Origin of the sequence: Streptomyces drozdowiczii, assembly GCF_026167665.1 — a bacterium.
GTDB lineage: Bacteria > Actinomycetota > Actinomycetes > Streptomycetales > Streptomycetaceae > Streptomyces > Streptomyces drozdowiczii_A.
This window is the reverse complement of record NZ_CP098740.1, coordinates 4,997,874-5,019,949: the sequence shown is the minus strand read 5'-3', so window position 1 is coordinate 5,019,949 and position 22,076 is coordinate 4,997,874. Positions and strand designations below refer to the sequence as shown.

Here is a 22,076-nt window from a genome sequence, read left to right as displayed (position 1 = left end):
GTCACGCGTCCCGCTCGGGAATCGTGTCCACGAGGGCGGCGGCCTCCTCCAGGGAGAGGCCGCCGCCCTCGGCGTACGCGGCCTCGTAGGCGGCGTCCCCGATCCGGCCCCGGACCAGCGCCTCGGCGCGCGCGAGGTTCTCGCGTTCCATCGCGTTCATGAAGTGGCCCTCGGGCAGGTGCGCCCGGCCGGTGCCCAGCAGCCGCGCCGCGATGCCGGCCCGCTCCTCGCCGCCGAGCCCGCCGAGCGCCCAGGCCAGGATGACCAGGTTGATCACCGCCATCTGCGGCGCGACCATCTGCGTCAGCGGGTCCTGTACGCCCTTCAGCGACTGCCGGCTCCGCTCCAGGGCGCGGGCGTACTCGCCGTCCTGGTTGTCCAGCCAGGCCAGGCCGCCGAGGACGAAGCCCTCGAAGACCGCCATGGTGTCGGACGCGAACTCCTCCTGGAGGTGGCTGAACTGTTCGCGCGCCTCGGCGGTCCGGCCGCACCGGCCGAGCCACATCGCCAGGAACAGCCGGGCCGCCGGGCGGGCCTCGTGCCCGGTCTGGCGTTCGTCGGCCAGCACCTCGCGCATGGTCGCCTCGCCCTCCTCGCCCCGGCCGAGTTCGGTGAGCACGGAGGCGTGGCGGATGCGGAGCACGGAGACCTGGGCCAGGGCGCCCAGTTGCTCGGCCGAGCGGATGGCGGCCTCGTAGTCCTCGGCGGCCCGTGCGTAATCGCCCTGCTTCTCGTTGGCCTCGCCGCGCGAGGAGAGCGCCTCGGCCATCCCCCAGACATCGCCGAGCAGGCTGAAGATCGCCAGGCTCTCGTCGGCGTCCCGGTGGGCCTCACCGGCCCAGTCGGGGCGGTTGGCCAGCACGTTGGCCCGCATCTGGAGGGCGGCGGCCAGCTCCCACTCGTAGCCGAACTCCCGCGCGCCGCGCACCGTTTCGTCCAGCAGGTGGCGCAGGTCGGAGACGCCTCCGGTGAGCATCACGGCGTAGAACCAGAGCGAGGCGGGGCTGCGGCAGGTCTGCGGCTGGCCGGCCCGGTAGGTGGCGACGATGGCGCGCAGCCGGGCCATGCTGGCCTCGTTCGTCCACTCGTCCATGGCGTGGTCCATGCTGACCAGCTGGATCAGGGTCACCTGCCGCCGCGCCTCCTCCAGCAGCTCCTGGCGCATCGGCGGGGGCGCGTCGGTGCAGCGCTCCTCGATGGACGGCGCGAGCTGTACGGGCTCCGCGAACGGGTCGGGGCCGAGGGCGGCGGCCGCGTCGGCCCAGTGCAGGGCGTCGCCGCGCAGATTGCGGATCTGCCAGTACCAGGACAGGGACAGCACCATGCACAGCGCCTCCTGCTCGTCGCGGGCGGCGACGGCGTGGCGCAGGGCGATGCGCAGGTTCTCGTACTCGCGTTGCAGGAGCCGGATGGCGTCGAGCTGTCCGGAGCCGCGCAGCAGGGGGTCGGTCGTACGGGCCAGCTCGCGGTAGAACACGAGGTGCCGGTGCTCGACGGCGTCCCGCTCGCCCGACTCCTCCAGGCGCTCCGCCGCGTACTCGCCGACGGTCTCCAGGAGCCGGTAGCGCATCCGGCCGTCGTCCGCCGGGGCGGCGACCACGAGCGACTTGTCCACGAGCGAGCCGAGGAGGAGGGCCACCTCGCCGGAGCGGCCGGCCGGGTCGGCGCAGACGGCCTCGGCGGCCTCCAGGGTGCAGCCGCCGGCGAAGACGGAGAGGCGGCGCAGGACGACGCGCTCGTCGTCGTCCAGCAGATCCCAGGACCAGTCCACGACCGCGCGCAGGGTCTGCTGGCGGGGCAGCACGGTCCGGCTGCCGCTGGTCAGCAGGCGGAAGCGGTCGTCCAGCCGGTCCGCGATCTGCTGCGGCGTGAGCATCCGCAGCCGGGCCGCGGCCAGCTCGATGGCGAGCGGCAGGCCGTCCAGGCGGCGGCAGATCTCGGCGGTGGCCGCCGCCGTCGCCTCGTCCGCGTCCACCCGGAAGCCGGGGCGGGCGGCGGCGCCGCGCTCGGCGAGCAGCCGCAGCGCGGTCGGGTCGGGCAGCGGGTCGACGGGCCGGACCGCCTCGCCCGGCACGCCGAGGGGTTCCCGGCTGGTGGCGAGGACGGTGAGCCGGGGGCAGCGGGCCAGCAGATGGTCGGCGAGGGCGGCGGCGGCCTCGATGACGTGCTCGCAGTTGTCGAGGAGGAGCAGCATGCGGCGGCGGGAGCAGTACTCGGTGAGCCGGGCCAGCGACTCACCGGCCGCGCGCTCGTCGCCGGAGGCCCGCTCGGCGGCCCGCAGCTCCCCCGAACCGGCCCCGCTGAGCACGGTCTCCCGGGCCCCGAGCGCGGCGAGCACCGCTTCCGGCACGGCCTCCGGGTCGTCCACGGGGGCCAGCTCGGCGAGCCAGACGCCGTCCGGCCAGGTACCGGCGTCGACGGTGTCCGCGACCTCCTGCGAGAGCCGGGTCTTGCCGGCGCCGCCGGGCCCGAGCAGGGTGACCAGCCGGCCCCGGGACAGGTCGTCGCGCAGGGCCTCCATCTCGCGCTCCCGGCCGACGAAGCTGGTGAGCCGGGCGCGGAGGTTGCCCAGGGGGGCCGGTGCCTTCGCGGGGGCCGGGGGCTCCTGATGCAGCAGCTCCGCGTAGAGGGTGGTCAGCTCGGGCCCCGGGTCGGTGCCGAGGCGGTCGGCGAGGAGGGTGCGGACCTCGTCGTACGCGGCCAGGGCCTGGGCGGTGCGCCCGGCGTCGCGCAGGGCGCGCAGGCGGAGCGCCTGAAGGGGCTCGTCCAAGGGGTGCTCGCCGCAGAGCGCGGTCAGCTCCGGCAGCATCTCGGCGGCCCGGCCGAGCGCCAGCTCCGCGGCGAGCCGGTCCCGGCGGGCGTCGAGCCGCCGGGCCGTCCAGCGCGCGGCGGCGGCATGCCGGTCGGGGAGGTCGGCGAGGGCGGGGCCGCGCCAGAGGGCGAGGGCGTCGCTCAGGAGGGCCGTCGCCCGGGCCGGGTCGCCCTCCGCGAGGGCCCTCGCGCCTTCGCCGGCGAGCCGTTCGAAGCGGAAGAGGTCGACGGCCTCCGGCTCGACGGCCAGCCGGTATCCGTTCTCCGCCGAGGCGACGGCGTCGTGCCCGACGGCCCGTCGCAGCCGCCCCACCAGGGCCTGGAGCGCGCCGGCCGCGTCGGCGGGCGGTTCGCCGTCCCACACCTCGTCCACGAGCACGGCGACCGGGACCGTGCGGCCGGGCCGCAGCGCCAGGACGGTGAGCAGCGCGCGCAGCCGCGCCCCGCCGACGGAGAGGGCCGTGCCGTCGTCGCGGAGTGCCTGGGTCGTACCGAGGATGCCGTAGCGCACGCGCCCATTCTCCGCGACCGGTCCCGGTGTCCGCACAGCCGCCCCGCCCCTGCTCGTCATGGCCCCAGCCTTTCCGGTCCGGGGCGGGAAGCGAACCGTTTCCCCCGTGTCGCCGTCAGCCCTCCGGGGCCTGCTCCTTCGGCTCGACCGCGTAACCGGGCACGGACGGCCAGCGGACGGTGAGCACCACGGACTCCTCCTCGGCGATCCAGGAGTGGTCGACGCCGACGCCCCAGACCACGTAGTCGCCCTGCTCCTGGAGCAGCACACTGCGCCCGGGCAGCTCCACCCGGAACCGCCCGCTGATGAGCACGAGCAAAGCGGTCCGGCTCTCCCCGCGCACCCACTGCGCCCGCTCGTCGCCGACCGGGTGGACGCCCCACTTGATCTCGACGTCCTCGCTGTGCCGGGGGTCCCCCGCGTCCTTGAAGTGCCCGAGGATCCAACCCCGGTCGAGCGCGGCATCCTTGCCGGCGTTGCCCACGTATACGTTGTCGTTCACGTCGGGGGACGCTAGCAGGGGCCTTCGAGCCCGGCGGGGACGGCTACGCTCGGGTCCCATGGCGAGCGCAGCGCAGCAGCGGATCAGTCCGGTCTTTCTAGGGATCGCCGCCGTGACGGCCGTGGCCGGGTGGGGGTGTGGTCGGGATTCGCTGAGCAGCCGGGGTTCGCGACGTTCCTGTTCGTGACCGGGGCGTGGGTCGTGTCGCTGTGTCTGCACGAGTACGCGCATGCCAGGACCGCGCTGCACAGCGGGGACATCTCGATCGGGGCCAAGGGCTATCTGACGCTGAACCCGCTGAAGTACACGCACGCGCTGCTCAGCATCGTGCTGCCGGTGCTGTTCGTGATCATGGGCGGGATCGGGCTGCCCGGTGGTGCGGTGTTCATCGAGCGGGGCCGGATTCGCGGGCGGTGGCGGCACAGTCTGATCTCGGCGGCCGGGCCGCTGACCAATGTGCTGTTCGCGGTCGTGTGCACCGCGCCGTTCTGGCTGGACGCGCTGGACGGGGTGCCGGCGGCCTTCCGGAACGCGCTGGCGTTCCTGGCGCTGCTCCAGGTGACGGCCGCCATCCTCAACTTCGTGCCCGTGCCGGGGCTCGACGGCTACGGGGTGATCGAGCCGTGGCTCTCCCACTCGGCGCGGCGCGCGGTCGAGCCGTTCGCCCCGTTCGGCCTGATCGCGGTCTTCGCCCTGCTGTGGGTGCCCGAGCTGAACCGTGCCTTCTTCGACGCGGTGTACGCGATCCTGCGGGGCCTGGGCGTGCACGGCTTCTGGACGGACTGCGGCCTGGACGCGTACCGGTTCTGGCAGGGAGCGAACCCGGTGTGCGAGGTGACCGGTTAGGCGCTCCGCTCCGTGGCGGGCGTCTCCGCGCGGCGGCGGCGGAGGTAGTACCAGGCCATGTTCGAGGAGAGGCCGACCAGCAGGATCCAGACGATGCCGATGAGCACGCTGCCCTGGACGAAGGCCGTCACGGCCGCGGCGAGGGCCAGGACGCAGACGACGAGGGCGTAGAGGGCGAGGCGGGGCATGGGTGGCTCCTGTCGGGGGTGGTGCGTGGTCCCGTCAAGTGTCCCCCATGCCCCCGGCCGGTCCGGCGCCCGGCTCAGACGTCCGTCGTACGGAGGCCGGCGTGCGCCTTGTAGCGGCGGTTGACCGAGATCAGGTTGGCGACCAGCGACTCGACCTGGTGGGCGTTGCGGAGGCGGCCCGCGAAGATGCCGCGCATCCCGGCGATGCGGCCGGCCAGCGCCTGGACGATGTCCGTGTCGGCGCGGGCCTCGCCCAGCACCAGGACGTCGGTGTCGATCTCGTCGATCGTCTCGTCCTGGAGGAGCACCGCGGAGAGGTGGTGGAAGGCGGCCGTGACGCGGGACTCCGGCAGCAGGGCGGCGGCCTGTTCGGCGGCGCTGCCCTCCTCCGGCTTCAGCGCGTAGGCGCCCTTCTTGTCGAAGCCGAGCGGGTTGACGCAGTCGACGACAATCTTCCCGGCCAGTTCCTCGCGGAGGGACTCCAGCGTCTTGGCGTGGCCGTCCCACGGCACCGCCACGATCACCACATCGCTCTCCCGCGCGCACGTCGCGTTGTCCGCGCCCCGCACGCCGTTGCCCAGCTCCTCGGCCGCCGCCTCCGCGCGGTCCGCGGCGCGCGAGCCGATGATCACCCGCTGGCCCGCACGGGCGAAGCGGTACGCGAGGCCGCGGCCCTGCGGTCCGGTGCCGCCGAGCACGCCGACGGTCAGGCCGGACACGTCCGGCAGGTCCCAGGGGTCCTTGGCGGGGGGCTTGGGCGCGCTGCCGCTGTCATTCGTAGTCATGGCCCCGACACTACTGCCCGTCCGGGGCGGAACCCGTGGACCCGGGCCGCCACCCGTAAGGATGGTGCTTGGGCCTTTCGCCGGTGCCCGGGCCCCCGCATGGTGCAGGATGCCGGGCCATGGATGCCGTACGTGTGGCGCTGCTGCGTGAAGTGCTCGCCAGGACCCAGTGGCCCGCCGCCACCCGGCGGTTCGCCGGTGCGCTCCGCTCCTCCGTGGTCCCGCACGGGGGCGGGCTGCTGCTGGTGGGGACCGAGGAGTACGAACCCTGGCACCTCGCCGCCCATCTGGTGGACGAGTCCACCTGGTCCGGGCTGCCCGAACTCCGCCCCACCCTGGTGCGCCACCGCGTGGAGCCCGGCGATCCGGCGCACCTCGCGGTCGGCCTCGGCCGGATCGAGGCGGCCGGGCGCGGCGAGACGCTGCTCGTGGTGACGCCGGACCGGCCCGGCGAGGGCCTGCTGGAGCGGGTGCACGACGCCCGGCGGGCCGGGGCGACGGTGCTCTCGCTGGACAACGGCGACCCCCAGGTGCGCGGGCTCGCCCATGAGGCGCTGTCCGTGACCGACGGCGACGACGTGGACCTGGACACCGTCCAGCACCTGGTCAGCGCCGCCGCCGGGGAGAACGGCGCGCCGGTGCCGCGCGGCGGCCGGCGCACGTTCCGCGACCGGCTGTCCCGGCTGGCCGACCAGCTGACGGCTCCCCCGCCGCCGCGCTGGTGAGCAGGCCCGGGCCCGGCGTAATCCATTTGCATCCCCCACGTATCGCGACGGACCATGTCTCCTCGTGACCTCTCGCACCTCCCTCGCCGCCAGGCTGGCCGCGCTCCTCCCCGACCTCTCCCCCTGGCGGTCATCGGCCGACTTCCGGTTGCTGTGGGTGCAGGGCCTCGTCACCTACTTCGGCAGCTTCATGGCGCTCGTCGCGCTGCCGCTCCAGATCAAGGACCTCACCGGCTCCCCGCTCGCCGTCGGCGCGATGGGCGCGGTCGAGCTGGTGCCGCTCGTCATATGCGGTCTGTACGGGGGCGCCCTCGCCGACGCCGCCGACCGGCGGAAGATCATCCTGGCCACCGAGGCCGGGCTCGGCCTGCTCGCGGTGATCCTGCTGGTGAACGCGGCCCTGCCCGACCCGCTGCTGTGGCCGCTCTATGTGGTGGCGGGCGGGGTCTCCGCGCTCGCCGGGCTCCAGCGGCCCGCGCTCGACTCGCTGATGGCCCGGATCGTGCCGCACGACCAGCTGGGGGCTGCCGCCGCGCTGAACTCGCTGCGCTGGCAGGCCGGGGCGATCATGGGCCCGTCGCTGGCCGGTCTGGTGGTGGCCTACGCCGGGCACGCCACCGCGTACTCCGTCACCGTGGTCACCTTCGCCGCCTCGGTCCTGATGTGCCGCAGGCTCGCCCCGGCACCGCCCGTGGAGGAGGGGCGGAAGCCGTCGCTGCGCGGCATCGTGGAGGGGGCCAGGTACGCCTGGAGCCGGCCGGTGCTGCTGGGAACGTACGCGATCGACATGGCCGCGATGTTCTTCGCGTTCCCCAACACGATCTTCCCGTTCCTCGCGGACGAGATGGACGCCGACTGGTCGCTGGGCCTGATGTACGCGGCGGGCTCGGTCGGCTCGCTGGTGCTCGGCCTGACCAGCGGCTGGACCTCGCGGGTGCGCCGGCACGGGCTGTTCGTCGTGTGCGGTGCCGCCGTCTGGGGGCTCTCGATCGCGGCGGCCGGCTGGTTCGGCAACGTGTGGCTGGTGCTGGTGTGCCTCGGGTTCGCCGGGGCGGGCGACATGCTCAGCGGGCTCGGCCGGTCGACCATCTGGAACCAGACGATCCCGGAGGAGCTGCGCGGCCGGCTCGCGGGCATCGAGGTGCTCTCGTACAGCGTCGGACCGCAGCTCGGCCAGGTCCGGGCGGGCGGCATGGCGGGCTGGACGGGGACCCGGCCCGCGATCTGGACCGGCGGCGTGGCCTGCGTCGCCTCGGTGGCGCTGCTCGCGGCGGCGCTGCCCAAGCTGCTCACGTACGACTCCGAGACGGACGAGGACGCGATGCGCCGGCGCGCCCAGCGCGCGGCGGGACTGGACGTGGAACCGGCGGCCTGAGCCCGGGGGCGGGCCGCCGGAAAGCCGCTACGGGGCCCGCGTCCCCGTCAGCCCGCCGCCCCGTCCTCGTCCGGGCCCTTGCGGTCGTGCCACTTCGGGTCCGTGTCCCACTCCAGGTTCCGTTCCTGGGCGGTCTCCATCGCGTGCTGCGCCTCCTGCCGGGAGGGGTACGGGCCGAAGCGGTCCTTGGCCGGGCAATCGGGGCCCTCCTCGACCTTCTTGTGCTCCAGGCAGTAGAACCACTCGCCCGGCTTGCCGACCGTGCGCTTCTTGAACAGGGCCATCATCGGATCCTTTCCTCTGTGCCATGGTGCCCCGGACACGCTGGTTAGACTCGCTGGCATGTCTGGCCAGTCGCTGCTCGTACCAGGGGAGATCACTCCCGTCCGTTCCGTGCCCGGAAACATCCGGCGCCCCGAGTATGTGGGCAAGCCGGCGCCGACGCCGTACACAGGGCCGGAGGTGCAGGACAGCGACACCATCGAGCGCATGCGGATCGCGGGGCGGATCGCCGCGCAGGCGATGGCCGAGGCCGCCAAGCACATCGCGCCGGGCGTCACGACGGACGAACTCGACCGCGTCGCGCATGAGTTCATGTGCGACCACGGGGCCTACCCGTCGACGCTGGGCTACCGCGGCTTCCCCAAGTCGCTGTGCACCTCGCTCAACGAGGTGATCTGCCACGGCATCCCGGACTCCACCGTGCTGCGCGACGGCGACATCGTGAACCTCGACGTGACCGCGTACATCAACGGGGTGCACGGCGACAACAACGCGACGTACCTCTGCGGCGACGTGGACGAGGAGTCGCGGCTGCTGGTCGAGCGCACCGAAGAGTCGCTGCGGCGCGCGATCAAGGCCGTGAAGCCGGGGCGCCAGATCAACGTCATCGGGCGGGTCATCGAGTCGTACGCGAAGCGCTTCGGGTACGGCGTGGTGCGGGACTTCACCGGGCACGGGATCAACACCTCGTTCCACTCCGGGCTCATCGTGCCGCACTACGACAGCCCGCACGCGACGACCGTGATGCAGCCCGGCATGACGTTCACCATCGAGCCGATGCTGACCCTCGGCAGCCACGACTACGACATGTGGGACGACGGCTGGACCGTGGTGACGAAGGACCGCAAGCGCACCGCGCAGTTCGAGCACACGCTCGTGGTGACGGAGACCGGCGCGGACATCCTGACCCTGCCGTAACGCTCCGACCTGCCCGCTTCCGAAACGGCCGCCCTTCGAGGGCGGCCGTTTTCGTTTCCGCGCGGTTGCCGACAAGGCGTCGGCAAGCAGTTGACTTAGGTTAGCCTAAGTAGGAGGATCACAGTACTTCCCGTCCCCCTCGGCCCCGGAGGCCCGCCTTGGACGCAACCGTCACCGCAACGCCCTTCTCGACGCTGATCCGCATCGCGTCCCACGAGCAGCACACCGAGGCCGAGACCTCGACGTTCATGGGCGACCTGCTCGGCGGGCGCCTCGGCGTCGACGCGTACACGCGGTACACCGAGCAGCTGTGGTTCGTGTACCGCGCGCTGGAGGAGGGCGCGGCGGCGCTCGCCTCGGACCCCGTGGCGGGGCCGTTCATCCAGCCCGAGCTGATGCGCACCGCCGAGCTGGAGCGCGACCTCGCCCATCTGCGGGGCGACGGCTGGCGCGAGGGCCTGGCGCCGCTGCCGGCCACCGCCGCGTACGCCGAGCGGGTCGCCGAGTGCGCCAGGACCTGGCCCGCCGGGTACATCGCGCACCACTACACGCGCTACCTGGGCGACCTGTCGGGCGGTCAGATCATCCGGGACAAGGCGGAGAAGACCTGGGGCTTCGCGCGCAAGGGCGACGGGGTGCGGTTCTACGTCTTCGAGGAGATCCCCAACCCGGCCGCCTTCAAGCGGGGTTACCGCGAGCTGCTGGACGCGGTGAACGCGGACGACCTGGAGAAGCGGCGGATCGTGGACGAGTGCAAGCGCGCCTTCGCGCTGAACACCGCCGTGTTCCGGGAGCTGGGCGAGGAGTTCCGCGCCGCCTGACCCCGCGTCACCCGTGGTGGGTCAGGACGACCCTGCCGCCGATCTCCACCGTGCCGTCCGGCGCGGGCGCCGTGAGGATCTGGGAGCCGCGGCCCTGTGTGATGTTGAGCGCGCGCCCGAGGTGCGCGCTCAACAACAGGGCCGCGGCTCCCGTCGCTTCGTCCTCGGTGATCCCGTCGTCCCGGCGCGGAAACGCCCGCGCCCGCACCCGACCCGCCGCCTCCTCCTCCCAGGCCCAGGCGTACAGCCAGCCCTCGCCGGGCGGCGGTGCCGGGAGCGCGTCGACCTCGGCGGCCGAGGCGTACCGCTTCAGCGTGCGCGGCGGCGCCCACTCCGGGCGGGCGGTGATCCAGCAGAACTCCCCGTCGTGGCGGGCGAACACCTCGCCCACCTCCAGCTCCAGGACCTCCAGGTCGAGCAGCCAGGCGGCGCCGACGACGGGGTGCCCGGCGAACGGCAGCCGCAGCCCCGGGGTGTAGATGTCGAGCCTGCCCCGCTCGGGGTCGTCCACGAACACGGTCTCGCTGAAGCCGAGCTTCCCGGCGAGCTCCTGCCGGTCCGCGCGGTCGGGGACGCGGCGCCCGTCGCGTACGACACCGAGGGCGTTGCCGTGCCGGCCGTCCGGGCCGCAGAACACGCGGAGGACGTCGGTGCCGGCGGGTACGTCGTAGTCGTTCACGCCCGCATTCAAGCACCCGCCCGGGCACCCGCCCCGCAAAAGGGCCGGTACCCGGGCGGGTGTGCGGTGCGTCAGGCGGTGGTGCGGCGGCGGCGCGCCACGACGACCGCTCCGGCCCCGGCCGCCACGATCACGCCGGAGGCGGCGAGCAGCGTGCCCGTCGGGAGGTCGGCGCCGGTGGAGGCCAGGGCGCCCGGGCCGCCGACCGTCCCGGCCCCGCCGACGGAGCCCGAACCGCCGGTGCTGCCGCCGCCGGTCGTGGAGCCGCCCGTGGAGGAGCCACCGGTGGTGGAGCCGGTCGGGAGCGTGGCGTCCTTGTCGACGGAGACCGCGACGGTCAGCGCGTCGAGCGCTTCGCCCGCCCGGTACATCCCGCCGAACGCCTTGGTCGCCCCGGCGGAGGTCAGGGTCGCCGGGATGCCGGAGAGGGTCACCACCCCGTCCTTGGCGGCGAGCTTGCCTGCGGGCAGCTTCAGGTCGGCGACGGCCAGACCGGAGTACGTGGACACCTTCTTGGTCGCGCGGTCCTTGGAGGAGACGTCGGCGAGGAGCGTGCCCTTGGAGCCGGAGACCTGGACCTTCAGGTGGGACAGCGACAGGTCGAGGGTGTAGGCGCCGTCCTCCTGGTGGCCGAGGAAGCGGACCTTCCCGCCGAACGCGGCCTTGAGGTTCTGCCCGGCGGCGTCGAAGGTGCCGGTGGCGTCGGGGAAGCGGTAGCCGCTCGCGGTGGCCTTCGCGCCGGACGCCGTCTCGACCTTGCCCTGGGCGATGGGGCCCGTGACGTAGGAGCGGAAGGACGCGCGCACACCCCAGTCCAGGGTGCCGTCCACGATCTCGCCCGCCTCGGCGGCCGGCTTGCCGGTGGCGGTGGCCGTGGGGCTGGGCTCGGCCGTCGGCTTGGTGGTGGGCTTCTCGGTCGGCTTGGTGGTGGGCTTGTCGGTCGGCTTGTCCGTCGGCTTCTCGGTGGGCTTCCCGGTCGGGGCCGCGGCCGCCGTGACGGTGAGCGTGGCCGGGTCCAGCACCTCGCCCTCCTTGTACTGCCCGTTGAACGCCGCGGAGCCCGCCTTGGTCAGCTTGGCCGGGATGTCCTTGAAGACCATCGCGCCGCCCGCGCCCTGGCCCGGCTTCACCGCGGAGAGGTCCAGGTCCGCGACGGCCACGTCGTTCTGCGTGCCCTGCGGGGTGGCCACGTCGGCGGTGATGGCGCCGCCCGTGCCGAGGGTGGAGACCTTGACGTCGGAGAGCGTGATGTCCAGGACGCCGCCGTGCGCGGAGAAGTTGACCCCGCCCTCGAACGCGGTGTCGGTGGCGTGGGTGCCGGTGTCGTAGCTGCCCTTGCCGTTGACGAACGTGAAGACGCCGTTGTTCTCGGCCTGCTTCGCGCCGTCCTTGACGGTGATCTTGCCGGCGCCGCCGATGTACCGGCGGAAGGACTCCTTGAAGCCCCAGTCCAGCGTGCCGTCCTTCAGCGCGATGGTCGGCGCGGCGGCGGTGGCGTTCGGCGCGGAGCGGTCGGCGGCGAGCGCGGGGAGGGCGAGCGCGGCGCCGAGGGTGGCCGCGGTGGCGACGGCTGCGGCAAGGGTTATGGGGCGGCGGGTGGCTGCCATGGCGGGTGGTCTCCTCAGGGATGAACAGGGTGTACGGGGGGTGGGGACGGGGTGGTGCGGGGGGTCAGGAGGCGTCCAGGGACGGCCGGTTGCGGCGTACGAGCAGCAGCACGGTGACCGCGGCGGCGGCGAGCAGTCCGGCGCCGCCGAGGGTCAGGTAGAGCCCGGTCCGGGAGCCGTCGTCCTTCTCGGCCGCCGTGGGCACCGGGGCCGCCTTCGCCGCCGGGCTGCCGGTGGGCTCCGGCGACGGCGAGGCCGAGGCGCCGCTGCCCAGGTCGGGCAGGGCGGGCAGGGCCGCCTTCGCGTCGGTGGCCACGGCGAGCGAGACCGGGTCCATCGCGGTGCCCGCCTTGTAGAGCGAGCCGAACACCTTCGCGCCGTCGACGGTCAGGGTGGCGGGTGCCTCGCTGAGGACCGCGAGGCCGTTCTTCGGTACGAAGTCCTTGGCGGCGAAGGCAACGAGCGGGACGGACTTGGTGGCCTTGCCGTCGCTCAGGACGTCGGCGCTCAGCGTGCCCCTGCCGGACTTCAGGGCGACCGCGAACCGGGACAGCTTCAGGTCGAGGCCGTCGTGCGCGGTGAAGCGGACGCTGCCCGCGAAGGTGGCCGCGAGGGTCTTCCCCTCCGGGTCGTACGTGCCCTTGCCCTTCGGGAAGCGGAAGAGCGCGCCGCCGTCCTCGGCGCCGTCGGCGAGGGTCCACTTCCCCTGGCCGATCGAGCCGGTGACGTACTCGCGGAAGGTGCGGCGCACGCCCCAGTCGACGGCGGCGTCCTCGAAGCGCCCGGCCGTGGACTTCTTCTCCGGCTCGGCGCTCCCGCCCGGTTTCGCCGGGGACTTCGAGGGCTTCGCGGCCGGGCCCGTGGTGTCCACGGAGAGGCTGAGCGGGTCCAGGGGCGTGCCGGCGGTGTAGTAGCCGGCGAAGGACTTGGCGCCCTGCGCGGTCAGCGTGGCCGGGATGTTGGTGAGGGCGACGGGGGTGGTACCGCCCCGCATGTCGATCCCGGACAGGCCGAGCGTGGCCAGCGGGACCTGGGCTGCGGTGGTGACGCGCCCGCTGCCCCGCTCCTTGCTGGTCACGTCCGCGTACAGGGTGCCGCTGCCGCCCTGGATGCGGACGGTGGGGCGGCTGATGGTGAGGTCCAGCTCGTAGGAGCCGTCGGACTTCTTGTGGCCGGTGAACCGGACACCGCCGGAGAAGCCGGCTCGGAAGGCGCCGCTCGCGGGGTCGTACGAGCCGGTCGCGGAGTGGAAGCGGAACTGGCTGCCGCCGACCGTGGCGGCGCCGCCGGTCAGCCCCCAACTCCCCTGGGCGATGGGCCCGGTGACGTAGCTCTGGAACGAGGATTTGATGCCCCAGTCCAGCCGTCCGCCCTGCACCGTGCGGCTCGCCGCCTGCGCGGCGGTGGCCGGGAGCAGCGCGCCCGGCAGGACCGCGAGCAGCGCCACGGCGAGCAGGCGGGCAGGTCTGAACGATGGCATGGAACCCCTCCGAGGGCTAGCAACTCAGGTAAGGCTAACCTAAGGTATGGACATCCTGTGTCGGTACCCCCTTCCGCCACATTCCTCGCAGAACACCACCAACTGCTCGCCGTAGTACGAGCCGTAGAACGACAGGACGGTGCCCCGTGCGCTTCAGGCAGGACTTCGCCCCACCGGGCCGTGGCGCACGGCGTACGGGCACCCTGGCGACCGCCCTCGCGCTCGCCTCGGCCGTGCTCCTGGCCGGCTGCGGCGGTACGGAGTCGCCCCCGGCGAAGTCCGCGGGCGCCGGGGCCTCCTCGGCGGCGGACGCGGACCGGATCGAACCGCTGACCGGCACCGCCGCGCCGAAGCTCCCGGTCACCGTGGACTCGGCGGACGGCAAGCGGACCACCATCACCTCGACGGACCGGATCGTCCCGCTCACCGGCAGCCTCAACGAGATCGTGTTCACGCTCGGGCTCGGCAAGCACGTCGTGGCCCGCGACATCACCGCCACCTTCGAACAGGCCGAGAAGTTGCCCGTGGTGACCCGCGCCCACGACGTGTCGGCGGAGAGCGTGCTGTCCCTCAAGCCCACCGTCGTCCTCGCGGACACCACGACCGGCCCCGCCGAGGCGATCGGCCAGATCCGCGACGCCGGGATTCCGCTCGTGGTGGTCGAACCCGCCAAGGAACTGGCCGACGTGGGCCGCCGGATCGACACGGTGGCCGCCGCGCTCGGCGTACCGAAGGCCGGCGAGACGCTGAAGAAGCGGACGCAGGACCGTATCGACGCCGTACGCGATTCGGTGCCCGCCCCGGCCAAGGGGAGCGGGAAGCCGCGCGTCGCCTTCCTCTATCTGCGCGGCTCCGCGTCCGTCTATCTGCTGGGCGGCCGGGAGTCCGGGGCGAGTTCGCTGCTGGAGGCGGCGGGCGCGGTGGACGCGGGCAAGGCGTCCGGGCTGACGAAGGACTTCACCGCCATCACCAGCGAGGCCCTGGCCAAGGCGGCCCCCGACGCGATCCTCGTCATGACGAAGGGCCTGGAATCGGTCGGCGGGATCGACGGCCTGGTGAAGATCCCGGGCGTCGCGGAGACCCCGGCCGGGATGGACCGGCGCATCGTCTCGATCGACGACGGCGTGCTGCTGAACTACGGCCCGCGCACCGACCGCGTGCTGAGCGAACTGGTCGCCCAGCTCTACCCGGAGAGCGGTGCGGGCAAGTGACGACGTCCTGCGAGGCCCCCTCGAAGACTGCCGGACCCGGGGCTCCAGCGGCCCTGCCCCGGGCCCGGCGCACCACCGCCGTCCCCCTCACCGCCGGACTCGTCGCCGCCCTGGTCGTGGGCTGTCTGCTGTCCGCCGGACTCGGCGCGTACAGCATTCCGCTCGGTGACGTGCTGGCCTCCGTGCAGCACCGGATCGGGCTCGGCGGGCACGCGCTCGACCGGGTCGGCGAGAGCGTCCTGTGGAACGTACGGCTGCCGAGGGTCGTCCTCGCCCTCCTCGTCGGCGCCTCGCTGGGCTGCGCCGGGGCCCTGATGCAGGGCGTGTTCGGCAATCCGCTCGCGGAGCCCGGCGTCATCGGGATCTCGGCCGGTGCGGCGGTCGGCGCGGTCGCCTCGATCGCGCTCGGGCTCAGCTTCTTCGGCAACTGGACGATCACCGTCTGCGCGTTCGCCGCCGGTCTGCTGACCGTGCTCCTGGTCTACGCGCTGTCGCGGTCGGGCGGCCGGACCGAGGTGGTGACCCTGATCCTCACCGGCATCGCGGTCAACGCCTTCGCGGGCGCGCTCATCGGCCTGTTCATCTTCTTCGCGGACAACGCGCAGATCACCCAGATCACCTTCTGGCAGCTCGGCTCGCTGGCCCAGGCCACCTGGCCCAAGGTGCTGGCCGTCCTGCCGTGCGCGGCGCTGGGGCTGCTGATCGCCCCCTTCTACGCGCGCAAGCTCGACCTCCTCGCACTCGGCGAGCGGCCCGCCCGCCATCTGGGCGTGGACGTGGAGCGGCTGCGGCTGGTGCTGGTGCTGGTGGTGGCGCTGCTGACGGCGGCGGCCGTGGCGGTCGCGGGGATCATCTCGTTCGTCGGGCTGCTCGTGCCGCATCTGCTGCGCATGGCGAACGGGCCCGGACACCGCTTCCTGGTGCCGGGCAGCGCGCTCGGCGGCGCCCTGGTGCTGGTCGCGGGCGATCTCGCGGCCCGGACCGTCGCGGACCCGGCGGAGCTGCCGCTCGGGGTGCTGACCGCGCTCTTCGGCAGCCCGTTCTTCTTCTGGCTGCTGCGCAGGACCCGTCGCAAGCAGGGTGGTTGGGCATGAGGACCCTCCGGAAGCTGTTCGCCCCGCACACCCGGCAGCTGCCGGTGCCCGTGCCCGCCGGAGAGCCCGCCGCCGAGGTCAGCGGCCTCCGGGTCCGGCTCGGCGGGCGGCAGGTGCTGGACTCGATCGACCTGACGGCCTACGCGGGCGAGGTGCTGGCCCTCGTCGGCCCGAACGGGGCCGGGAAGTCCACGCTGCTCGCCGCGCTCGCCGCCGACCTGCCCGCCGAGAGCGGTGCCGTGCGCATCGACGGGCGCCCGGTCACCGACTGGTCAGCGCCCGAACTGGCCCTGCGCCGGGCGGTCCTGCCGCAGACCGCGGCCCTCGCCTTCCCGTTCCCGGTGGAGGAGGTCGTCCGGATGGGCCGGGCGCCCTGGGCCGGGACGGACCGGGCCGACGAGGACGATCCGGCGGTCGCCGAGGCGATGGCGGCCACCGAGGTCACCGGGTTCGCCGGGCGCCCCTTCTCCGCGCTGTCCGGCGGTGAGCGGGCGCGGGTGGCGCTGGCCCGGGTCCTGGCGCAGCGGGCCCCGCTGCTGCTGCTCGACGAGCCGACGGCCGCGCTGGACCTGCGCCACCAGGAGCTGGTGCTGCGGATCTGCCGGGAGCGGGCCGCCGCCGGTGACGCGGTCGTGGTCGTCCTGCACGACCTGGGGCTCGCCGCCGCGTACGCGGACCGGGCGGCCGTGCTGCATGAGGGGCGCATCGCGGTGGCGGGCCCGCCGGGCGAGGTGTTCTCCGGTGAGCTGCTCGGCCGGGTCTACCGGCAGCCGGTGGAGGTGTTCCCGCACCCGCGGACCGGGGTGCCGCTGGTGGTCCCGGACCGCACCGCTTGACCTGTGCATTACCTGTGCGGGGTACGTCCATGGGTCGGCCGTGATCCGGCCGTTTCCGGGCCCGCACAGTGAGAGCTGAATCACTGCGTACGGGGGTGGCCAGCAGGTAAGCCTCGGCTAAGTTAGGTCCGCCTCACCCGGCTTTGTCCGGCCCTTCCTTCTTTCTCCTTCATCCTCAAGTGGAGCCCCGATGCGAGCCGTTCGTCTCTCCGTTGTCACCGCTGCCGCCACCGCGGCCGCTCTGACCGCCGTCACGGGCTGCGCCGAGAAGAGCGACGGCAAGGGCGACGGGGCCGTCCAGGTCGTCGCCAAGGACGACTCCTGCGAGGTCTCGAAGAAGAAGCTGCCGGCCGGGCACATCGAGCTGGCCGTGCAGAACAAGGGCTCCAAGGTCACCGAGGTCTACGTCCTCTTCCCGGACGACCGCATCGTCGCCGAGCGCGAGAACATCGGCCCCGGCACCAAGGCCACCATCACCGCCGAGATCAAGGCCGGTTCGTACGAGATCGCCTGCAAGCCCGGCATGAAGGGCCACGGCATCCGGCAGAAGATCGAGGTCAGCGGCGGCAAGGCGGCCAAGCGCAGCCCGGAGATGGACAAGGCCGTCGCCGCGTACCGCACCTATGTGCAGGCGCAGGCCGACGAGACCCTGCCGAAGGTCAAGGTCTTCACGGACGCCGTCGCCGCCGGGGACATCGAGGCCGCGAAGAAGGCGTACGCCAACTCCCGCATCGGCTGGGAGCGCACCGAGCCGGTCGCCGAGTCCTTCGGCGACATCGACCCGAAGGTCGACGTGCGGGCGGACGGCCTGGAGGACGGCCAGAAGTGGACCGGCTGGCACCGCCTGGAGAAGGCGCTGTGGCAGGACAAGAAGCTCGGCGCCGAGGAGAAGGCCCTCGCGCCGGTCCTCTACAAGGACCTGGCCGACTGGCAGAAGCGCGTCGGCACCGCCGACATCACCCCGACCTCGATGGCCAACGGCGCCAAGGAGCTGCTGGACGAGGTCGCCACCGGCAAGGTCACCGGTGAGGAGGAGCGCTACAGCCACACCGACCTGGTCGACTTCAAGGCCAACGTCGAGGGCGCCGAGCAGTCCTACCAGCTGCTGAAGCCGATCGCCTCGAAGAACGACGCCGCGCTCACCGCCACCCTGGACAAGCGGTTCGCCGAGCTGAACAAGCTGCTCGACAAGTACCGCGCGAACCCGTCCTCGTACGACTTCACCTCCTACGAGAAGGTCGGCAAGGCGGACCGCAAGGAGCTGTCGGACGCGGTCAACGCGCTGGCCGAGCCGCTGTCCAAGCTGGCCGCCGCGGTCACGAAGTAACGGGCCGGGAAGAGGCTCCGGGCATGACCGAGACCCGCACGGGAAGCGGCGACACCCCGTCGCGCCGCGCACTGCTGGGCTGGGGCGGTGCCGGGCTCGCGCTCGGCGCCGCCGCGGCCGGGGTGGGCGTCGCCGCGGCCCGCTCCGATGACGACGGCCGGGCCGCGGCCGCGGACAGCGGCGCCGCCGTGCCGTTCCACGGGGCGCACCAGACCGGAATCGCCACCGCCGTCCAGGACCGGCTGCACTTCGCCGCGTTCGACGTGACGACGAAGGACCGGACCGAACTGGTCGCGCTGCTCAAGGAGTGGACCCGGGCGGCCGAGCGGATGACCGCCGGGCACGCGGTCGGCGACGGGGCCTACGGGGGCCTGCCCGAGGCGCCGCCGGACGACACGGGCGAGGCGCTGGGGCTGAAGCCGTCCCGGCTGACGCTGACCCTCGGCTTCGGGCCCTCGCTGTTCGCGAAGGGCCGGTTCGGGCTCGAAGGGCGGCGGCCCGAGGCGCTGGTGGACCTGCCGAAGTTCCCCGGCGACAACCTCGACAGGTCCCGCAGCGGCGGCGACCTGTGCGTCCAGGCGTGCGCGGACGACCCGCAGGTGGCGGTGCACGCCATCCGCAACCTCGCCAGGATCGGCATGGGCCGCGTCGCGATCCGCTGGTCGCAGCTGGGCTTCGGCAAGACGTCCTCGACCACGCCGGACGCCCAGACCCCGCGCAACATGCTCGGCTTCAAGGACGGCACCCGGAACATCTCCGGCACCGACACGGCCGCCCTCTCCCGGCACGTCTGGGTCGGGGACGGGGACGGTCCTGAGTGGATGACCGGGGGTTCGTACCTGGTGGCCCGGCGCATCCGGATGCACATCGAGACCTGGGACCGCACCTCGCTCCAGGAGCAGGAGGACGTCTTCGGCCGCGACAAGGGCGAGGGCGCGCCGGTCGGGAAGTCGAAGGAGCGCGACGAGCCGTTCCTGAAGGCGATGCTGCCGACCGCGCATGTGCGCCTCGCCCACCCGGACAGCAACGGCGGGGCGACGATCCTGCGCCGGGGCTACTCCTTCACCGACGGCACCGACGGCCTCGGCCGGCTCGACGCGGGGCTGTTCTTCCTGGCCTACCAGCGCGACACCCGCAAGGCGTTCGTTCCCCTGCAACGGCGCCTGGCGGCACACGACGCACTCAACGAGTACATCCAGCACGTGGGTTCGGCGCACTTCGCCGTTCCGCCGGGCGTCCGCGACAAGGACGACTGGTGGGGCCGGGCGCTGTTCTCGTAACGGGACTCGAAGCGGAAAGGGAACCGAGACGTGTTCAGCAACTTCCTGATCGGGCTGCGTGAGGGCCTTGAGGCCAGCCTGGTCGTCTGCATCCTCATCGCGTACCTGGTGAAGACCGGCAACCGCGACAAGCTGCTGCCCATCTGGATCGGCGTCTCCATCGCGGTCGTCGTCAGCCTGGGCTTCGGCGCCGGTCTCGAGTTCGGCTCGCAGGAGATGACGTTCAAGGCGCAGGAGGCGCTGGGCGGTTCGCTGTCCATCGTCTCGGTGGGCCTGGTGACGTGGATGGTCTTCTGGATGCGGCGGACCGCCCGCCATCTCAAGGCGGAGCTGCACGGCAAGCTGGACGCGGCGCTCGCCATGGGCACCGGCGCGCTCGTCGCGACCGCGCTCCTGGCGGTCGGCCGGGAGGGCCTGGAGACCTCGCTGTTCGTGTGGCGGGCGGTGCACGCGGCGGACGACGGCTGGCACCCGATGATCGGCGCGGTGCTCGGCATCGTCACGGCGGTCGTGCTGGGGTGGCTGTTCTACCGGGGCGCACTGAAGATCAACCTGGCGAAGTTCTTCACCTGGACCGGCGGGATGCTGGTGGTCGTCGCCGCCGGTGTGCTGGCGTACGGCGTGCACGACCTCCAGGAGGCGGAGTTCCTGGGCGGACTCCAGAACCGGGCGTTCGACATCAGCTCCACGATCCCGCCGGACAGCTGGTACGGGACGCTGCTGAAGGGCACGTTCAACTTCCAGCCGGACCCCACCGTCCTCCAACTCACCGTCTGGGCGCTGTATCTCGTCCCGACCCTCGCGCTGTTCCTGTCCCCGGTAGGGTTCGGACGGTCAGTGGCGACGGATCAGAAGGCGCGGAAAGCAGCGGATGAGAAGTCTGGGGCCGGTGCGGCGGGCGGCGGGGCTCGCGGTGGCGACGGTGCTGAGCCTGACGGCGAGCGGGTGCGTGACGGTGCACGGCGAGCGGGAAGTCGTACCGGCGGCGACGAGGACTGAGGCCGCCCGGGCGCTGAAGGAGTTCACCGCCGCGTACAACGCCGCCGACAAGGCGTACGATCCGGCGCTGGACGCGGCCGTGGTCACCGGCCCCCTCGGCGCCGTCAACCAGGCGGGGCTCAAGGCCCGGCACCGGATAGCGCCCACCGGCAACTCCCGGCACCAGCCGCTGAAGCTGACCGATGCCCGTTTCGTCATCCCCGAGAAGGCGGGCTGGCCGCGCTGGTTCCTCGCCGACACGGACGCCAACCGCGATACGGACGAGAGCGGGCGGAACAGCCGCTGGCTGCTGGCGTTCACGAAGACCGGCCCCGACGCGGGCTGGAAGGCCGCCTATCTGTCGGTCGTCGCCAAGAACCGGCTGCCCGCCCTCGCGCCGGACGCCGCGCCGGTCGCGGCGGACGGACCGGGCCTGGCCGTGGCCCCGCGCGACCTCGGCACGCGCTACACGCAGTACCTCCAGAAGGGCGCCCCGGACGTGTTCGCGCCGGGGGCGGCCACCTCGGGGTGGCGGGAGGCCCGGCTGAACACCCGGCGGGCCGGATTCTCGTACCAGTACGCCGACCAGCCGCTGGACGCCGGTGCGTACGCCCCGCTGGGGCTGGTCACCGAGGACGGCGGGGCGCTGGTCTTCTTCAGCAGCCGGCACTTCGAGCGGCAGACCGCCGCGCGGGGGCTGCGCCCGGCGGTCGACCCCGATGTGGAGGCGCTGCTCACCGGTGAGGTGAAGAGCACGCTGACCAAGGAGCGGGTCTCCAGCCAGCTGGTGTACGTGCCGAAGAAGGGCGCCGGCACGGGCCGGGTGACCGTGCTCAGCCGACTGCCCGGGCTGACCTCGGCGGAGGGCTCGTAAGGGCCTCGACGCAAAGCCCTCGGCCCCGGCTACCGGCGCAGCGGCCAGGCCACCGATTCGTGGTCGACCTCGCTCTGGCCCTCGGAGCCGACGAACCGCGCGCAGGCGTCCGTCAGCGTCTCCAGGAGCGTCAGCGGATCCGGCAGCGGGTGCTCGGGGCCGCGCAGCCAGGCGACGTCCAGCTCACCGGGGAGCTGGGCCGGGGGCAGCAGGACGTAGCTGCCCCGGCAGTGCCAGCGCAGGCCGGGATGCTCGTCCATGGTCTCGGGGTGGCAGTCCAGCTCGCACGGCCACCACTCGTCCTCGTCCTCCGGGGTGCCGCGCGTCGCGGTGAAGAACAGCATCCGGTCGTCGCCGGAGCGGGCCACGGGGCCCACCTCGATCCCGGCGGCGAGGAGCCGTTCGAGGGCCTGCTCGCCGGCCGCCAGCGGGACGTCGAGGACGTCGTGGATCATGCCGGTCGCGGTGATGAAGTTGGCCTGCGGCTGGCTGCGGGCCCAGCGCTCGATCTGGGCGCGGTCGGTGGTGGACTGCGTCTGCCAGGCGAAGGAGAGCGGATGGCGGGCCGGGGTGGGACAGCCGATGCGTTCGCACGAACATCGGTAGCCGACCGGGTGCGCGGCGGGTGCGATCGGCATTCCGGCCTCGGCGACAGCCAGGAGCAGCGCCTCCCGTGCGGTCTCGTCGACCTCACGCTGCTGCGGCTTGGGTCGTCGCCGCAGCCACTGGGAAATCTTGCTCTCTGAGCCGCGATTACGGCCGAAATCGGCGCCCATCTATCCCCTTGCCTTTGCGTTGCCCCTGCCCATGGTCCCACCATCCTGCGCCTCAGGTGGCCAGAGTCGGGAAGCGGGGTGGGAGGGCCGATGCCGCACGGGGGGCACTATCACACGCTTTGTCATGAAAGAGCACAGGTGGTGACCGGCCACGACAGGCCCCCGGGGCC

General features: G+C 73.1%; 20 protein-coding genes and 1 pseudogene. 12 read left to right on the top strand and 9 right to left on the bottom strand.

Going from position 1 to position 22,076, the window contains the following annotated elements; all coding sequences use genetic code 11:
* Position 1: 1 nt before the first annotated feature.
* Positions 2–3,322, bottom strand: coding sequence for a BTAD domain-containing putative transcriptional regulator (locus NEH16_RS22850; RefSeq protein ID WP_265544649.1), 3,321 nt, complete (start codon positions 3,320–3,322; stop codon positions 2–4).
* A gap of 115 nt (positions 3,323–3,437) precedes the next feature.
* Positions 3,438–3,824, bottom strand: coding sequence for a signal peptidase I (locus NEH16_RS22845; protein WP_073965438.1), 387 nt, complete (start codon positions 3,822–3,824; stop codon positions 3,438–3,440).
* Between the two features lie 58 nt (positions 3,825–3,882).
* Between NEH16_RS22845 and NEH16_RS22840 the strand changes: the two are divergent.
* A pseudogene (locus NEH16_RS22840) lies at positions 3,883–4,670 on the top strand (site-2 protease family protein).
* On the opposite strand, the gene NEH16_RS22835 reads toward NEH16_RS22840, so the two are convergent.
* A complete protein-coding gene (locus NEH16_RS22835; RefSeq protein ID WP_265544648.1) occupies positions 4,667–4,858 on the bottom strand; it encodes a hypothetical protein in 192 nt (63 codons plus the stop codon). The pseudogene NEH16_RS22840 and the gene NEH16_RS22835 overlap by 4 nt on opposite strands.
* Before the next feature lie 74 nt (positions 4,859–4,932).
* Positions 4,933–5,643, bottom strand: a complete 711-nt coding sequence (gene npdG, locus NEH16_RS22830) for an NADPH-dependent F420 reductase (RefSeq protein ID WP_265544645.1) — start codon at positions 5,641–5,643, stop codon at positions 4,933–4,935.
* A 119-nt stretch (positions 5,644–5,762) separates the two neighbouring features.
* On the opposite strand from npdG, the gene NEH16_RS22825 reads away from it, so the two are divergent.
* Positions 5,763–6,368: a hypothetical protein gene (locus tag NEH16_RS22825; protein WP_265544643.1), complete on the top strand. Its 606-nt coding sequence runs from the start codon at positions 5,763–5,765 to the stop codon at positions 6,366–6,368.
* Positions 6,369–6,432: 64 nt separating this feature from the next.
* The gene (locus tag NEH16_RS22820; protein ID WP_265544642.1) at positions 6,433–7,743 is read left to right on the top strand and encodes an MFS transporter; all 1,311 of its coding nucleotides are present in this window, start codon (positions 6,433–6,435) and stop codon (positions 7,741–7,743) included.
* Between the two features lie 47 nt (positions 7,744–7,790).
* Here NEH16_RS22820 and NEH16_RS22815 read toward each other — a convergent pair whose 3' ends face one another.
* Positions 7,791–8,027 (bottom strand): hypothetical protein, encoded by a 237-nt coding sequence (locus tag NEH16_RS22815; protein WP_199879064.1) that lies wholly within the window; start codon positions 8,025–8,027, stop codon positions 7,791–7,793.
* A gap of 58 nt (positions 8,028–8,085) precedes the next feature.
* Between NEH16_RS22815 and map the strand changes: the two genes are divergently transcribed.
* Together map and NEH16_RS22805 are read left to right on the top strand one after the other, a co-directional pair.
* Entirely contained in the window at positions 8,086–8,943 is an 858-nt protein-coding gene (gene map / locus NEH16_RS22810; RefSeq protein WP_073965431.1) for a type I methionyl aminopeptidase, read from the top strand.
* 158 nt (positions 8,944–9,101) lie between these two features.
* Positions 9,102–9,764, top strand: coding sequence for a heme oxygenase (biliverdin-producing) (locus NEH16_RS22805; protein ID WP_265544641.1), 663 nt, complete (start codon positions 9,102–9,104; stop codon positions 9,762–9,764).
* 7 nt (positions 9,765–9,771) lie between these two features.
* On the opposite strand, the gene NEH16_RS22800 is transcribed toward NEH16_RS22805, so the two are convergent.
* From NEH16_RS22800 to NEH16_RS22790, 3 genes are all read right to left on the bottom strand, one after another.
* Positions 9,772–10,443 carry a PhzF family phenazine biosynthesis protein gene (locus tag NEH16_RS22800; protein ID WP_265544640.1) on the bottom strand — a complete coding sequence of 224 codons (672 nt, stop codon included), beginning with the start codon at positions 10,441–10,443 and terminating at the stop codon, positions 9,772–9,774.
* A gap of 71 nt (positions 10,444–10,514) precedes the next feature.
* Complete coding sequence (locus NEH16_RS22795; RefSeq protein ID WP_265544638.1) at positions 10,515–12,050, bottom strand: HtaA domain-containing protein; 1,536 nt, start codon at positions 12,048–12,050, stop codon at positions 10,515–10,517.
* A 64-nt stretch (positions 12,051–12,114) separates the two neighbouring features.
* On the bottom strand, positions 12,115–13,530 hold the full coding sequence (locus NEH16_RS22790; protein ID WP_265544637.1) for an HtaA domain-containing protein: 1,416 nt from the start codon (positions 13,528–13,530) through the stop codon (positions 12,115–12,117).
* Between the two features lie 146 nt (positions 13,531–13,676).
* Between NEH16_RS22790 and NEH16_RS22785 the strand changes: the two genes are divergently transcribed.
* From NEH16_RS22785 to NEH16_RS22755, 7 genes are all read left to right on the top strand, one after another.
* On the top strand, positions 13,677–14,741 hold the full coding sequence (locus NEH16_RS22785) for a heme/hemin ABC transporter substrate-binding protein (protein WP_265544636.1): 1,065 nt from the start codon (positions 13,677–13,679) through the stop codon (positions 14,739–14,741).
* Complete coding sequence (locus NEH16_RS22780) at positions 14,738–15,835, top strand: FecCD family ABC transporter permease (RefSeq protein ID WP_265544634.1); 1,098 nt, start codon at positions 14,738–14,740, stop codon at positions 15,833–15,835. Before NEH16_RS22785 ends, NEH16_RS22780 begins: the two co-directional genes overlap by 4 nt.
* A complete protein-coding gene (locus NEH16_RS22775) occupies positions 15,832–16,671 on the top strand; it encodes a heme ABC transporter ATP-binding protein (protein ID WP_265544633.1) in 840 nt (279 codons plus the stop codon). Before NEH16_RS22780 ends, NEH16_RS22775 begins: the two co-directional genes overlap by 4 nt.
* 190 nt (positions 16,672–16,861) lie before the next feature.
* Positions 16,862–17,998: an iron uptake system protein EfeO gene (efeO, locus tag NEH16_RS22770; RefSeq protein ID WP_073965423.1), complete on the top strand. Its 1,137-nt coding sequence runs from the start codon at positions 16,862–16,864 to the stop codon at positions 17,996–17,998.
* A gap of 23 nt (positions 17,999–18,021) precedes the next feature.
* Positions 18,022–19,278: an iron uptake transporter deferrochelatase/peroxidase subunit gene (gene efeB, locus NEH16_RS22765; protein ID WP_265544632.1), complete on the top strand. Its 1,257-nt coding sequence runs from the start codon at positions 18,022–18,024 to the stop codon at positions 19,276–19,278.
* Between the two features lie 30 nt (positions 19,279–19,308).
* Complete coding sequence (efeU, locus tag NEH16_RS22760) at positions 19,309–20,277, top strand: iron uptake transporter permease EfeU (RefSeq protein ID WP_265544631.1); 969 nt, start codon at positions 19,309–19,311, stop codon at positions 20,275–20,277.
* The gene (locus NEH16_RS22755) at positions 20,228–21,130 is read left to right on the top strand and encodes a hypothetical protein (protein ID WP_265547331.1); all 903 of its coding nucleotides are present in this window, start codon (positions 20,228–20,230) and stop codon (positions 21,128–21,130) included. Before efeU ends, NEH16_RS22755 begins: the two co-directional genes overlap by 50 nt.
* A 29-nt stretch (positions 21,131–21,159) precedes the next feature.
* On the opposite strand, the gene NEH16_RS22750 is transcribed toward NEH16_RS22755, so the two are convergent.
* Complete coding sequence (locus tag NEH16_RS22750; protein WP_073965420.1) at positions 21,160–21,906, bottom strand: bifunctional DNA primase/polymerase; 747 nt, start codon at positions 21,904–21,906, stop codon at positions 21,160–21,162.
* Positions 21,907–22,076: the final 170 nt, after the last annotated feature.

What these genes read in the sequence shown, in the direction of transcription:
- NEH16_RS22835 (WP_265544648.1), bottom strand. Translation starts at nt 4,858, where the DNA reads ATGCCCCGCCTCGCCCTCTACGCCCTCGTCGTCTGCGTCCTGGCCCTC.
- npdG (WP_265544645.1), bottom strand. Translation starts at nt 5,643, where the DNA reads ATGACTACGAATGACAGCGGCAGCGCGCCCAAGCCCCCCGCCAAGGAC.
- NEH16_RS22825 (WP_265544643.1), top strand. Translation starts at nt 5,763, where the DNA reads ATGGATGCCGTACGTGTGGCGCTGCTGCGTGAAGTGCTCGCCAGGACC.
- NEH16_RS22815 (WP_199879064.1), bottom strand. Translation starts at nt 8,027, where the DNA reads ATGGCCCTGTTCAAGAAGCGCACGGTCGGCAAGCCGGGCGAGTGGTTC.
- map (WP_073965431.1), top strand. Translation starts at nt 8,086, where the DNA reads ATGTCTGGCCAGTCGCTGCTCGTACCAGGGGAGATCACTCCCGTCCGT.
- NEH16_RS22795 (WP_265544638.1), bottom strand. Translation starts at nt 12,050, where the DNA reads ATGGCAGCCACCCGCCGCCCCATAACCCTTGCCGCAGCCGTCGCCACC.
- NEH16_RS22790 (WP_265544637.1), bottom strand. Translation starts at nt 13,530, where the DNA reads ATGCCATCGTTCAGACCTGCCCGCCTGCTCGCCGTGGCGCTGCTCGCG.
- NEH16_RS22775 (WP_265544633.1), top strand. Translation starts at nt 15,832, where the DNA reads ATGAGGACCCTCCGGAAGCTGTTCGCCCCGCACACCCGGCAGCTGCCG.
- efeO (WP_073965423.1), top strand. Translation starts at nt 16,862, where the DNA reads ATGCGAGCCGTTCGTCTCTCCGTTGTCACCGCTGCCGCCACCGCGGCC.
- efeB (WP_265544632.1), top strand. Translation starts at nt 18,022, where the DNA reads ATGACCGAGACCCGCACGGGAAGCGGCGACACCCCGTCGCGCCGCGCA.
- NEH16_RS22750 (WP_073965420.1), bottom strand. Translation starts at nt 21,906, where the DNA reads ATGGGCGCCGATTTCGGCCGTAATCGCGGCTCAGAGAGCAAGATTTCC.